This window comes from Stenotrophomonas sp. YJH_SMC_27 (genome assembly GCF_059369815.1).
Window position 1 is genome coordinate 1 of record NZ_JCAFTA010000017.1, and the last position, 12,877, is coordinate 12,877.

Consider the following 12,877-nt stretch of genomic DNA (forward strand, 5'->3'; position numbering starts at 1 on the left):
GCGGGGCGGTGTGGGCTGGCAGGACACGCCGTAAACCCCGCTCCGCGGTCCGGCCCAGCCGCTGGCGGCTGGGCGTTCGGGCGCTTGCGAAGCAGTGCTTCGCAAGCAAAGCGCCCTCACCCCTGGGGGCTCGATGGCGCCATCCATGGCGCCAACGGTCCTGCCAGCCCACACCGCCCCACCTTTGACAGTTTCCCGGTGACGGTTGGATTGATCCTGGTGCGGCATGGGGTCATGGGGTCAGATCCGTTTTCCGTTGGAAAACGGATCTGACCCCGATTGATTTCGATATCCGACAGAGATTCATCCACGCATGGCGTGGATCTACAGATCGCGGAAATCTGTCGAAGGCGGGGTGGGTCCGGTTGCGGGGGCGTGAGCCGCATGGATGCGGCGACCGAGCTTACATGGACGTACTTGCAGCGTCCCCCGCAACCGGACCCAGCCCGACTCCCCACAGGAAACCAGCTTCTGCTGTTGCTGTTGCTGTTGCTCCAGCTCGGAGCGGTGCAGGGCGCAGCCCTGCCGAACACCCCCTCATGCTGCGCCGCAGAATGCATTCGGCTGAACCTGCATGCTCTACTTGAATCGATCTAAATTCACGACCGCGCGGGTCGGGCGTCATTCCAGGGGGAGCTCTCTGCCGGTCACGGCGGGACTCAGCGGAACGGTGCCGAACGACCCCGGCCGTCTGCCTCCGCGTCATCGACTACAGGAACCCGACATGCGCCCAGTGCCGTCCGCTCCCGCCGTCCCATCGACCTCGCGCCCGCTGGCGCGCCTGGCCTGCCTGTTGGCACTTTCGGCCATGCCGATGCTGTTGCAGGCCGCGCCGGCAGCGCTGGAGCGGGAGGTCAATACATTCATCGGCAGCAAGGACGACGGCAATACGTTCCCGGGCGCGTCGGCGCCGTTCGGCCTGATCCAGGTCAGCCCGATCGGCAGCCACTATTCGGGTTGGCGCTATGACGACGAGAAGATCCGTGGCTTTGGCCACTCCTTCATCTCCGGTGCCGGCTGCTGGGAACAGGGCGGCCAGGTGTCGGTGCTGCCGGTGACCGGCTCGATCGGCCCGGGCGGCGATTTCGATACCGGAAACCCCAAGAAATTCGACCACAAGACGTATGCCTCGAACTACACCCATGACGGCGAGATCGGCCAGGCTGGCTACTACAAGGTGCGCCTGACCAGCTACGGCGGCATCGATGCCGAGGCGACCGCGCGTACCCGTGCCGCGGCCGAGCGCTACACCTTCAGCCAGCGCAGCGGCGATGGCCACGTCCTCGTCAATGTCGGCCAGGCCAACGAACGCCATTCAGTGATCGGCAGCGTGGTCGATGTGGTCGGCGACCGTGTAGTCGAGGGCAAGCTGGTGACCAAGAGCTTCTGTGGCGGTCATCAGTACACCACCTGGTTCCGCATCGAGTTCGACCGTCCGTTCAAGGCGCATGGCACCTGGGGCGAGGGCGGTGGCCTGCCGGGTGCGCGGCACAGCATGGAAGGCGAGCAGAAGCCGAACGGTGCCTGGCTGACCTTCGACCTGGCCAAGGGCCAGTCGGTGACGGCGGTCAGCGCAATCTCGCACGTGGATGCCGAAGGCGCGCGCATCAATCTGCGCGCAGATGGCATGCAGGGTGGAGCGCTGCTCGGTTTCGACCGCATGCGTGCGTTGTCCCAGCAGTCGTGGCGTGAGCAGCTGGGCCGGGTGCGTGTGCAGGGCGGCAACGCCGACGACCGCGCGGTGTTCTACAGCGCGGTCTACCACGCGCTGCTCCAGCCGATGACCGGCAACGACGCCGACGGCCGCTACCGTGGCTATGACGATGGCATCCACCGTGCCGACGGCTGGACCTACTACGAGTACTTCTCGCTGTGGGATACCTACCGCGCGCAGAACCAGTGGCTGGCACTGACCCGCCCGGACGTGGCGCGTGACATCGGCCGTACCCTGCTGGCGATCGACGAGCAGGGCGGTTGGCTGCCGCGCTGGGGCTATGCCAATTTCGAGACCAACATCATGACCGGCGATCCGGTTACGCCGTTCATGGTCGATCTGTGGCGCTTCGGCGCGCTCAAGGGCCGTGAATCGCAGGCCTGGGATGCGCTGCGCCGCAACGCGTTCGGCACGCCGCCGCTGGACTCGCGCATGGCTGGCCGCTCCGGCAACCCGACCTATCTGGACAAGGGCTACGTGGTCTACGACCGCGCGTTCCCGTCCAAGGGCATGGACGTCGATCCGCATCACGGCGGTTCGGCGACGCTGGAATACGCGCTGGCCGACTGTGCGCTTTCGCAGATGGCCGATGGCCTCGGCCATGCGCAGGACGCGGCGACGCTGCGTGAGCGCGGCCGCAACTGGCGGAAGGTGTGGGACCCGCAGGTGCGTGACGCCGAGACCGGCTTCACCGGTTTCCCCCGCCCGCGTACCGAGGATGGCCAGTGGTACACCCCGGCCGATGGCCACTACAGCCCGCGCTCGCATCACGGTTTCCATGAAGGCACGGCGTGGCAGTACCAGTGGCTGGCGCAGCAGGACGTGCCGGGCCTGGTCGAAGCCATGGACGGCCGCGAACAGGCCGGCCGCCGCCTCGATGCGTTCTTCGCGATGGACGCGCTGCAGGCCGACCCGCTCAATGCCGCCCGCAAGGCGTGGGTGGTCGGGCCGTACAGCTATTACAACCAGTTCCGCTACAACCCGAACAACGAGCCGGACCTGCACGCGCCGTGGCTGTACACACTGATCGGCCAGCCGTGGAAGACCGCCGCCGTGGTGCGTGCGGCGCAGCAGCTGTTCACCAATGCCCCCAACGGCGTGACCGGCAACGATGACCTCGGCACGATGTCGGCCTGGTACCTGTTCAGCGCCATCGGCGTGTACCCGGCGGTGCCGGGCAGTGGCCAGTTCCTGCTGCACACCCCGCGCTTCAGCAAGGTGGAAGTGGACATGGGCAATGGCCGCACGCTGCGCATCGACGCGCCGGGTGCCGATGGCCGCCGTCTGCAGTATGTGCAGGGCGTGCAGGTCGATGGCCAGCCGCATGCGCCGGTTTGGCTGGACTGGAACCAGCTGCAGCAGGGCCCGCGCCTGCAGTTCGCGCTCGACGCGAAGGCGCCGGAGCAGGGCTGGGGCACTGCGGTGAAGGACCTGCCGGTATCCTGGTGCGCGGCACCGGGTAGCCAGCTGCGCTGAGACGGACTGTGCCGTTCGCGGTGACCCAGCGAACGGCACGGCACGACAGGTCCCTGATCCATTAGGCTTGAGCATCCAGCGGAGTCCGGGAAGACGATGAACGACAACGGCAGCAGTCCCAGCAAACGCGCCGGCAAGGCGGTGACGGTGACCGACATCGCGCGTGCCATCGGCGTGTCACGGGCAACGGTGTCGCTGGTGCTGCGCGGCAGCCCACTGGTCAACGTCGATACCCGCGCCAAGGTCGAGGCCGAACTGCGCCGCCAGCGTTATGTCTACAACCGCGCGGCGGCCAACCTGCGCCGGCGCACGTCATCAAGCATCGCGCTGGTGATCAACGATCTGTCCAACCCGTTCTTCGCCGAATTCGCATCCGGTGTGGATGAGGCGCTGGGCGGGCGTGGTTATGTGACCCTGCTGGGCAGCACCGGCGAATCGCCGGAGCGCCAGCAGGCGGTGCTGTCCACGCTGATGGAGCACACCCCGGCCGGCCTGATCCTGTCGCCGGCCGAGGGCAGTGATACCACGCTGCTGCGGCAGGCGCTGGGTGCCAATGCCAACGTGCTGCTGTTCAACCGCGAGCTTGAAGGGGCTGACTGGGATTTCCTCACCCTCGACAACCAGCACGGCGCCTATCTCGCCACGCGCCACCTGATCGAGCGCGGCCATCGCCAGATCGCTTTCTTCGGCGGCCACGCCGCATCCAGTTCGTGCCACCAGCGCCGTGCCGGTTTCCAGCAGGCGCTGGCCGAGGCCGGTCTGTCGCTGCCGCCGGGCTGGATGATCGAATCTGCACCGAACCGCCTGGAAGCCGCCGCGCGCACCGATGAGTTGTTTGCCGACGGCCATCGCCCGAGTGCGGCGGTCTGCTACAACGACACCGTCGCGTTGGGCCTGATGCTGGGCCTGAATTCGCGTGGCATCCGTCCGGGCGGCGATTTTGCCGTTACCGGTTTCGATGATATTTCCGAGGCTGCGGTGGCAGTGCCGCCACTGACCACGTTGACCGCCGACCCGCGCGAGCGTGGCCGGCAAGCTGCGGCGCTGCTTCTGCAACGACTGGATGAACCGGATGCGCCGCCGCGGCGCACGGTCGCGCCGGTGCAGCTGCGCATCCGCGAAAGCAGTGCCGCGCGACCGAACTGATTCCTTTCATACATCCCTTCCACGCAACAACGACCTTCCGCGCATCGAGGCGCGTACCGCATGCCGATCTCCGCAACGCCCCGTCCATCGGGTTCTTCGGGCAACGCACCCGCCGTCACCAACGGCAAGGCGCTGGCCGTGGTCACCACGATCTTCTTCATGTGGGGCTTCCTGACCTGCCTCAATGACATCCTGATCCCGCACCTGAAGGCGGTGTTCGAGCTGAACTACGCCAAGGCGATGCTGGTGCAGTTCACCTTCTTCGGCACCTATTTCCTGATGTCGCTGCCGGCCGGACGCCTGGTGGCGGCGCTGGGCTACAAGAAGGGCATCGTGGCCGGCCTGCTGATCGCCGGTATCGGCGCACTGGGTTTCTGGCCCGCGGCCGAGCTGCGCGTCTACGGCGCCTTCCTCGGTGCACTGTTCGTGCTGGCGACCGGCATCACGGTGCTGCAGGTCGCCGCCAACCCGTACGTCGCACTGCTGGGACCGGAGCAGACCAGCTCAAGCCGCCTGACCCTGGCGCAGGCGTTGAACTCGCTGGGCACGGCCATCGCCCCGATCTTTGGCGGCATGTTGATCCTGTCCAACACGGTGAAGAGTGCCGATGACATCGCGGCGCTGCCGGCCGCCGAGCAGCTGGCCTACCGTGCCGCCGAGGCGCAGGCCGTGCAGGGTCCATACGTGGGCCTGGCGGTGGCGTTGGTACTGCTGGCGCTGTTCGTGTTCCTGTTCCGCCTGCCGGCGTTGAGCGACGCCACCGAGCAGGCTGATCAGGGTCACCACCACAGCTACCTGGATGCACTGCGCAAGCGCCACCTGCTGCTGGGCGTGCTGGGCATCTTCTTCTACGTCGGTGCCGAAGTGTCGATCGGCAGCTTCCTGGTCAATTACCTGTCGATGCCCAACATCGGCGGCTTCAGCGAACAGGAGGCCACCCATTACGTGTCGGCTTACTGGACGATGGCGATGATTGGCCGCTTCGCCGGCTCGGCGCTGCTGGCGCGCTTCTCGCCCAGCCGCCTGCTGGCGATCTTCGCGCTGGTCAACGTGGCCCTGCTGGTTACGACCATGCTGACCTCTGGCAGCATCGCGCTGTACTCGGTGGTGGCGATCGGCCTGTTCAACTCGATCATGTTCCCGACCATCTTCGCGCTGAGCATCGAGCGCCTGGGGCCGCTGACCAACAAGGGCTCCAGCCTGCTGATCATGGCCATCGTCGGCGGTGCCGTGGTGCCGTACCTGCAGGGCGTGCTGGCCGACCACATCGGTGTGCAGGCCAGCTTCATCCTGCCGCTGCTGTGCTACGGCTACATCATTTTCTACGGACTGGTCGGCGCACGTACGCCGGCTTCCGCAACGCAGGGAGGCTGAGTCCGGAATGGGTGCCATTGTCTGCTTCGGCGAAATTTTGATCGATCTACTAGCGCAGCCGCCGGCCTCGGCCGACACCCCGCGCGCATTCCTTCAGTACGCCGGCGGTGCGCCGGCCAACGTTGCGGTGGCGGCAGCGCGACTGGGGGCGAAGACCCACTTCGTCGGCATGCTGGGCCGAGACATGTTCGGTGACTTCCTGGCGGACAGCCTGGCCGAGCACGGCGTGGGCACGGATTACATCGTGCGTACCGATGCGGCAAAGACCGCGCTGGCCTTCGTCGCGCTGGATGCCAGCGGCGAGCGCAGCTTCAGTTTCTACCGCCCACCGGCGGCCGACCTGCTGTTCAGTGACAGCGACTTCCAAGCCGCGTGCTTCGACAGCGCGCAGTGCTTCCATGTCTGCTCCAACAGCCTGACCGAGCCGGCCATTGCCGAGGCGACCTTCGCCGGCATGGAGCGCGCCCGTGACGCCGGTGCGGTGGTCAGCCTGGACCTCAATCTGCGCCCGGCGCTGTGGCCGGCCAACGAGGACCCGACGCCGCGCCTGTGGCAGGCGCTGGAACGTGCCGACCTGGTCAAGCTGTCGCGCGAGGAGCTGGACTACCTGGCCGCGCCGCTGGGCAGTGACGGCGAGGCGACGGTGCTGCGGCGCCTGCTGGCCGCGCAGGCGCGCTGGGTCATCGTCACCGACGGTGCGGCCACGCTGCACTGGTACACCCGCGACAACCACGGCACGGTCACCAGTTTCCGCGTGGCCACGGTCGACACCACGGCTGCTGGCGATGCCTTCGTCGGTGGCGTGCTGGTTGGGCTGCTGGAGCGTGGCGGGGCTGGTGCAGGCTTTGCAGCGTTCTGCCAGGACCCGGAGGCGATCACCGCCACGCTGCGCTTCGGTGCCGCGGTCGGCGCTCTGGCTGTTACCCGCAAGGGCGCGTTCGCCGCGATGCCCTCGCTCGATGAAGTGCAGCAGCTGCTGCAGGACCAGGACATTACCGCATGAGCACCTCGCCCGATTTCCGTTCACCCGCGTTCCTGCGTGCGCACATCGCCGACACGATGGCGTTCTACCACCCGCGCTGCATCGATCCGAACGGCGGCTTCTTCCACTACTTCCGTGATGACGGCAGCATCTACGATGCCAGCCACCGCCACCTGGTGAGCAGCACCCGTTTCGTCTTCAACTACGCGATGGCATACCGCGAGTTCGGCAACGCCGAATACCGCGACGCAGTCGAGCATGGCGTGCGCTATCTGCGCGAGGTGCATCGCAATCCGGCCACCGGTGGCTACGCCTGGACCCTGCGCGATGGCAAGGTCGAGGACGACATGAACCACTGCTATGGCGTGGCGTTCGTCCTGTTGGCCTACAGCTGCGCACTGAAGGCCGGTCTCGAACAGGCCCGCGCATGGATGGACGAGACCTGGCAGCTGCTGGAAGCGCATTTCTGGGAGCCGCAGCACGGCCTCTACAAGGACGAAGCCGATGGGCAGTGGAATTTCACCGGCTACCGTGGCCAGAACGCCAACATGCACATGTGCGAGGCGATGCTGGCCGCCTTCGAGGCCAGCGGCGAACAGCGCTATGTGGAGCGCGCGCTGCAGCTGGCCGACAACATGACCCGCCGCCAGGCCGCCAAGGCCGGTGGCCTGGTGTGGGAGCACTACGATTCCAACTGGGAGATCGACTGGGATTACAACCTGGATGACCCCAAGCACCTGTTCCGCCCGTGGGGCTTCCAGCCGGGCCACCAGACCGAATGGGCCAAGCTGCTGTTGATCCTGGACCGCCATGTGCAGGCCGATTGGCTGGTGCCGACCGCGCAGCACCTGTTCGACGTGGCCGTGGCGCGCAGCTGGGACGAGGCGCGGGGTGGCCTGTACTACGGTTTCGCGCCGGAATCGCGCCGGCAGCCGGGCATGGATGGCGCCCCGATCGGTGGCGACAGTTTCGTCTGCGACGACGACAAGTATTTCTGGGTGCAGGCGGAGACGCTGGCGACCGCCGCACTGATGGCCAAGCGTACCGGCGATGACCGCTATTGGCAGTGGTACCAGCGTATCTGGGCGTATTCGTGGGAACACTTCGTCGATCACCGGTACGGCGCCTGGTTCCGCATCCTCGATGCCGACAATCGCAAGTACAGCGACGAGAAGAGCCCGGCCGGCAAGGTGGATTACCACACCATGGGTGCATGCTACGAAGTGTTGAACGTCGTGCGTTGAGGTCTGCCGCGCTGCGCGCTCGCCGGACGTGGTCCGGCGCTACCGTGGCGTGTTGAATTGGTAGCGCCGGGCCATGCCCGGCGGAAAAACAGGAGCATCCCGTGCATCGCCTTCCCCTCGTTGTCCGTCTGCTCCTGCTGCTGGTTGCAGCCTCCTCCTTCCCGGTAGCTGCAGCGCCGCTGCAGGCACAGTGGGAGTTCCGCATGCTGCCCGGCGACGCGCAGGGTGCAGCCCATCCGGGCCTGCAGCAATGGCGGGCGGCGACGGTGCCGGGCAGCGTGCACACCGACCTGCTGGCTCACGAATTGATCCGTGATCCGTATGTCGGTGCGCCCGAGGCCGAACTGCAGTGGATCGGCCTGGCGGCTTGGGAGTACCGCGCGCGCTTCGACATGGACGCGGCGATGCTGGCCAAGCCCAATGCCGAACTGCGCTTCGACGGGCTGGACACTTATGCCGAAGTCAGCCTCAACGGAAAGCCGCTGCTGCGCGCGGACAACGCACACCGCACGTGGCGTGCCCGGGTCGAAGGCCGCCTCCGTGCGAGCAACAATGAACTGCAGATCGTGTTCCGTTCGCCGATCCGCACCCTGCTGCCGGGCGTGCAGGCAATGCCGCACAAGATCGCTGGCAACTACCCGTCGCCGTATGGCGATGAGCCGAAGGACGCGATGGTCGGCAACTTCGCGCGCAAGCCGGCCTACCACTTCGGCTGGGACTGGGGTCCGCGCTATGTCACCGCCGGCGTCTGGCGCGGAATCGATCTGCAGGCTTGGGACGCGCACCGCCTGACCGATCTTGCGGTGCGCACGGATGCATTGAGCGCGGAGCAGGCGAAGCTGGCCGTGCTGCTGCGAGTGGAGCAGGGTGCGGCGGCGGGCTCGGCCGTGGTGAATGTGGATGTGCAGGATCCGCAGGGCCGCAACGTGGCCCAGGTGCAGCGCACGGTGCTGCTGAAGCCCGGCCAGAACAGCATCGAGGTTCCGGTTGAACTGGCCGATCCGCGGCGCTGGTGGCCAGTCGGCCACGGCGCGCAGGACCGCTACACGGTGCGGGCCTGCCTGGACCAAGGTGGCGCGCCGGAGCTGGTGCGCGAGCAGCGCATCGGCCTGCGCACGGTTGAACTGCGCCGCGAGGAAGACGGCAAGGGCGGGCAGGGCTTCGCTTTCGTCATCAACGGCGTGGAGATCTTCGCCAAGGGCGCCAACGTCATTCCGTTCGATGCCTCCCCCGCACGGGTCGACGCCGCGCGCCTGCGCCAGGTGCTGACCGCCGCACGCGACGCCAACATGAACATGCTGCGCAACTGGGGTGGCGGCTACTACGAGGACGATGCGTTCTTCGACATCGCCGACGAACTGGGCCTGCTGGTCTGGCAGGACTTCATGTTCGGTGGTGGCATGCAGCCGGGCTACGATCCGGCCTTCCGTGCCAGCGTGGTGGCCGAGGCACGCGACAATGTGCGCCGGCTGCGCCATCACCCCAGCATCGTGCTGTGGTGTGGCAACAACGAGGAAGAAACCGCCTGGAAGGACTGGGGCCACGGTCGCGACCTGAAGGCAGCCGACCCTGCGTTTGCAGCGAAGGTCTGGCAGGGCTATGTCGACCTGTTCGGCAATGATCTGCGTCAGGTAGTGGGGGAGGAGGGGCTGGGCGTGCCGTACTGGTCCAGCTCGCCCAGCAACGACCTGGACGAAAAGGCGAACGACTCGACCCGTGGCGACAAGCACTACTGGCAGGTCTGGGGCAATCCGGCGCTGCCGGTGCAGGCTTACCTGCGCGAGACGCCGCGCTTCATGTCCGAGTACGGCCTGCAGGCATGGCCGTCGGTGGCCACCGTGGACCAGATCGCCACCCGCGCCGAGCAGCGCATCGACAGCCCGGTGATCCGCGCGCACCAGAAATTCATGGCCGGCGAGGGCAACAGCCGCCTGCTGCACTACATCGAACTGGGTTACGGCACGCCGAAGGACTTCGAGGACTTTGTCTACCTCAGCCAGGTGATGCAGGCCGATGGCATCGCGCTGGCCGCGTTGCACCATCGCGCTTCGCGGCCGTACACGATGGGCTCGCTGTACTGGCAGCTCAACGATGTCTGGCCGGGTGCTTCATGGTCCAGCGTGGACTACTTCGGTCGCTGGAAGGCGCTGCACTTCGCCGCGCGGCGCTTCTTCGCGCCGGTCACGGTAGCGGCGCTGCGCGATGAGGGCAGTACGCGGGTACGCCTGATCAATGACGGTGCGGCGCTGGATGCACGTTGGCGGCTGCGGGTGATGGACGTGGAAGGGAAGGTGCTGCGCCGTCGCGAGGACGCGGTGACGCTGGCGGCGTCGGGTGTGACCTCGATCGGTGATTTCCGCGATGCCGAGCTGCTGGCCGGTGCCGACCCGAAGCGCACGGTGGCCGTGTTCGAGCTGCTGCAGAACGGGGCGGTGAGCGCGCGGCAGGTGGTCGGATTCGTCGAAGCCAAGGACCAGATGTTGCCGCGGCAGAAGCTCAAGGCCACGTTGTCCATCGAAGGCGACCACTATCGACTACGGCTGGAAAGCGCGGCTTACGTGCGCGCGGCGTGGATTGATTTCGGTGCATTGGATGTGCAGGTCGAAGACAACCTGCTGGACTTGCTGCCGGGCGAAATCCGCGATATCGCGGTGCGTGGCCCGGTGGATCTGGTTACCCTGCGCGAAGCGCTGAAGGTGAAAACCCTCAACGATCGATGAGGGCAGGTGAACCATGTTCTGGTAGGTGTCAACCTTGGTTGACACATCGGCCGTATGCCAACCAAGGTTGGCAACTACCAGAAGCGGAGCCGGGTAGGTGCGGACCGTTGGTCCGCACACCCTTCTTTTTTACAGTTGGATCTGCTGGAAGTTCTCGACCCGCTCGTGGCCATTGGCGGCCTGGCCGGTGCGCGGCATCGGGTAGTCGTCGCGGCGGTCGATCAGGCGCGTCTGCAGGCCGGCTTCACGGGCGGCATCCAGCTCTTCCACCACATCGGACAGGAACAGGATCTCGCCGGCCGGTAGGCCGATGGCCTGCACGATGCGGCGGTAGCTGTCGGCCTCGCGCTTGCCGCCGATCTCGGTATCGAACCAGCCCGACACCAGCGGGCTGAGGTCACCGGCATCGCTGAAGCCGAAGAACAGCTTCTGCGCCGGCACCGAACCGGAGGAGTACACGTACAGCGGCAGGCCGGAAGCGTGCCAGCCCTTCAGCACCGGCGCCACTTCCGGGTAGAAGTGCGCGGTGTAGTCGCCACGGCGGTATCCTTCGTCCCAGATCAGCCCCTGCAGCGCCTTCAGGGCGGTGTGCTTGCGGTCCTGGTCGATCCAGCCCTGCAGCGTTTCGGCCACCAGGCTGTCCTGGCAGGCACCGCCGATCTCGGTAGCCACCGCATCCAGCCAGCGGCGGACGTCCGGCTGCTGGCCATGCTCGGCGACAAACGCCGGCAACGCCTTGCGCGCATAGGGGAACAGCACGTTCTTGACGAACGAGATGCTGCTGGTGGTGCCTTCGATGTCGGTCAGGATGACGCGGGCTTGCATGGATCAGGACGCCTGGGTGGGTACGTAACGGGGGAACTTCTGCGCGATGTCGGTGCCGGTGAAATGACCCACCCAGCCGTCCGGCTCGGTGAAGAAGCGGATCGCCACGAAACTCGGTTCCTCGCCCATGTCGAACCAGTGGGTGGTGCCATCGGGCACGGCGATCAGGTCGTCCTTCACGCACTCGATCTCATAGACCTTGTCACCCACGTGCAGGGTGAACAGGCCGGAGCCGGCGACGAAGAAGCGCACCTCGTCTTCCTTGTGGAAGTGCTCGTCGAGGAACTTCTTGCGCAGCTCGGCGCGGTTCGGGTTGTCCGGGGCGATCGAGGCCACGTCCACGCTCTTGAAGCCGCGCTCGGCGACCAGGCGGTCGATGTCCGCACGGTAGGCGGCGAACACTTCCTCCTGGCTGGCGCCCGGCGCGACTGGCGCGGTGGCCTGCCAGCGCTCGAAGGTGACGCCGATCTTCTGCAGTTCGGCAGCGATGACCGCGCCGTCCTGGGTGTCCAGCAGCGGCGATTCGGGGCGGGTGTCGTCGTAGATGCGCAGTCGGCTCATGGCGGCAGCTTGAACGTCTCGGGGGAAGACAGGGTAGCAGGGTGGGGGCGGGGCGCAGATTCCGGATCGGCATCTGCACCTGCGCGCCGGTTCAGCTGCGCAGCTTGCGCAGTTCCAGTTCGCAGTGGAACAGGAATTCGAACGCTTCCAGGTGGCGGCGTGCTTCGGCCATATCGCGGCCCCAGGCGTACAGCCCATGGCCGTCGATCAGGTAGCCCCACAGGTTCTGCCGGTCGAGCAGGTCATCGACCTGCTGCGAAAGCACGTTCATGTCCTGGGTATTGGCGAACACCGGCACGTCGATGGCCATCTCGTGGGTGCTGTTGCCGGCGAAGGCCTTCAGCAGCTCGTAACCCTCCAGGCGGATGTGGCCCTGCGGCGCATACAGGCGCGAGGCGATGGTCTGCACCGGCGAATGCGTATGCAGCACGCAGCCGACCTCCGGGAAGCGGCGGTACAGCTGGGTGTGCAGCAGGGTCTCGGCGGACGGGCGCAACGGACGGCCCACGGCCTGGCCGTCGAAGTCCACCACCATGATGTCATCCTCGATCAGGCGGCCCTTGTCCTTGCCCGAGACGGTGATCGCCGCGTGGCGGTCGTCCAGGCGGTGGGAGAAGTTGCTGCTGGTGGCCGGGGTCCAGCCGGCGTGGGCCAGTTCGCGGATGTTGTCGATCAGCAGCTGGGCCAGTTCGCTCAGGCGCGCGGTGTCGTACGGGAAGGTGGGGGCGTTCATGTCGGCGATTTTACTGGATTCGGCCAACGGCTGAGCCCCTCGTGGCTGAGAGGTGGTTGGTTGGTCACGGAAAGCGGTTCATGGAGGTGGCGGGGCGGGTGG

Annotated in this window: 9 protein-coding genes; 6 read left to right on the forward strand and 3 right to left on the reverse strand. The window is 66.6% G+C overall.

Annotated elements, in window-relative coordinates; genetic code table 11:
* Positions 1-724: 724 nt before the first annotated feature.
* From AC5P7R_RS19545 to AC5P7R_RS19570, 6 genes are all read left to right on the forward strand, one after another.
* A complete protein-coding gene (locus AC5P7R_RS19545; protein ID WP_180832915.1) occupies positions 725-3,190 on the forward strand; it encodes a GH92 family glycosyl hydrolase in 2,466 nt (821 codons plus the stop codon).
* 96 nt (positions 3,191-3,286) lie between these two features.
* A complete protein-coding gene (locus AC5P7R_RS19550; protein ID WP_057499695.1) occupies positions 3,287-4,336 on the forward strand; it encodes a LacI family DNA-binding transcriptional regulator in 1,050 nt (349 codons plus the stop codon).
* Positions 4,337-4,396: 60 nt separating this feature from the next.
* A complete protein-coding gene (gene fucP / locus AC5P7R_RS19555) occupies positions 4,397-5,710 on the forward strand; it encodes an L-fucose:H+ symporter permease (protein WP_019661435.1) in 1,314 nt (437 codons plus the stop codon).
* Positions 5,711-5,717: 7 nt separating this feature from the next.
* Positions 5,718-6,713, forward strand: a complete 996-nt coding sequence (locus tag AC5P7R_RS19560; protein ID WP_478436469.1) for a carbohydrate kinase family protein — start codon at positions 5,718-5,720, stop codon at positions 6,711-6,713.
* Entirely contained in the window at positions 6,710-7,936 is a 1,227-nt protein-coding gene (locus AC5P7R_RS19565; protein ID WP_346484360.1) for an AGE family epimerase/isomerase, read from the forward strand. The genes AC5P7R_RS19560 and AC5P7R_RS19565 overlap by 4 nt, the downstream gene beginning before the upstream one ends.
* Positions 7,937-8,037: 101 nt before the next feature.
* Positions 8,038-10,656, forward strand: a complete 2,619-nt coding sequence (locus AC5P7R_RS19570) for a beta-mannosidase (protein WP_478436471.1) — start codon at positions 8,038-8,040, stop codon at positions 10,654-10,656.
* Between the two features lie 129 nt (positions 10,657-10,785).
* Here AC5P7R_RS19570 and mtnC read toward each other — a convergent pair whose 3' ends face one another.
* The 3 genes from mtnC to AC5P7R_RS19585 form a co-directional block, all read right to left on the reverse strand.
* Positions 10,786-11,481, reverse strand: coding sequence for an acireductone synthase (gene mtnC, locus AC5P7R_RS19575; protein ID WP_188250572.1), 696 nt, complete (start codon positions 11,479-11,481; stop codon positions 10,786-10,788).
* Positions 11,482-11,484: 3 nt separating this feature from the next.
* Positions 11,485-12,042 carry a 1,2-dihydroxy-3-keto-5-methylthiopentene dioxygenase gene (locus tag AC5P7R_RS19580; RefSeq protein ID WP_021204389.1) on the reverse strand — a complete coding sequence of 186 codons (558 nt, stop codon included), beginning with the start codon at positions 12,040-12,042 and terminating at the stop codon, positions 11,485-11,487.
* A 91-nt stretch (positions 12,043-12,133) separates the two neighbouring features.
* Positions 12,134-12,775, reverse strand: coding sequence for a methylthioribulose 1-phosphate dehydratase (locus AC5P7R_RS19585; protein ID WP_026347187.1), 642 nt, complete (start codon positions 12,773-12,775; stop codon positions 12,134-12,136).
* Positions 12,776-12,877: the final 102 nt, after the last annotated feature.

What these genes read in the sequence shown, in the direction of transcription:
- AC5P7R_RS19550 (WP_057499695.1), top strand. Translation starts at nt 3,287, where the DNA reads ATGAACGACAACGGCAGCAGTCCCAGCAAACGCGCCGGCAAGGCGGTG.
- mtnC (WP_188250572.1), bottom strand. Translation starts at nt 11,481, where the DNA reads ATGCAAGCCCGCGTCATCCTGACCGACATCGAAGGCACCACCAGCAGC.
- AC5P7R_RS19585 (WP_026347187.1), bottom strand. Translation starts at nt 12,775, where the DNA reads ATGAACGCCCCCACCTTCCCGTACGACACCGCGCGCCTGAGCGAACTG.
- AC5P7R_RS19565 (WP_346484360.1), top strand. Translation starts at nt 6,710, where the DNA reads ATGAGCACCTCGCCCGATTTCCGTTCACCCGCGTTCCTGCGTGCGCAC.
- AC5P7R_RS19560 (WP_478436469.1), top strand. Translation starts at nt 5,718, where the DNA reads ATGGGTGCCATTGTCTGCTTCGGCGAAATTTTGATCGATCTACTAGCG.
- AC5P7R_RS19580 (WP_021204389.1), bottom strand. Translation starts at nt 12,042, where the DNA reads ATGAGCCGACTGCGCATCTACGACGACACCCGCCCCGAATCGCCGCTG.
- AC5P7R_RS19545 (WP_180832915.1), top strand. Translation starts at nt 725, where the DNA reads ATGCGCCCAGTGCCGTCCGCTCCCGCCGTCCCATCGACCTCGCGCCCG.
- fucP (WP_019661435.1), top strand. Translation starts at nt 4,397, where the DNA reads ATGCCGATCTCCGCAACGCCCCGTCCATCGGGTTCTTCGGGCAACGCA.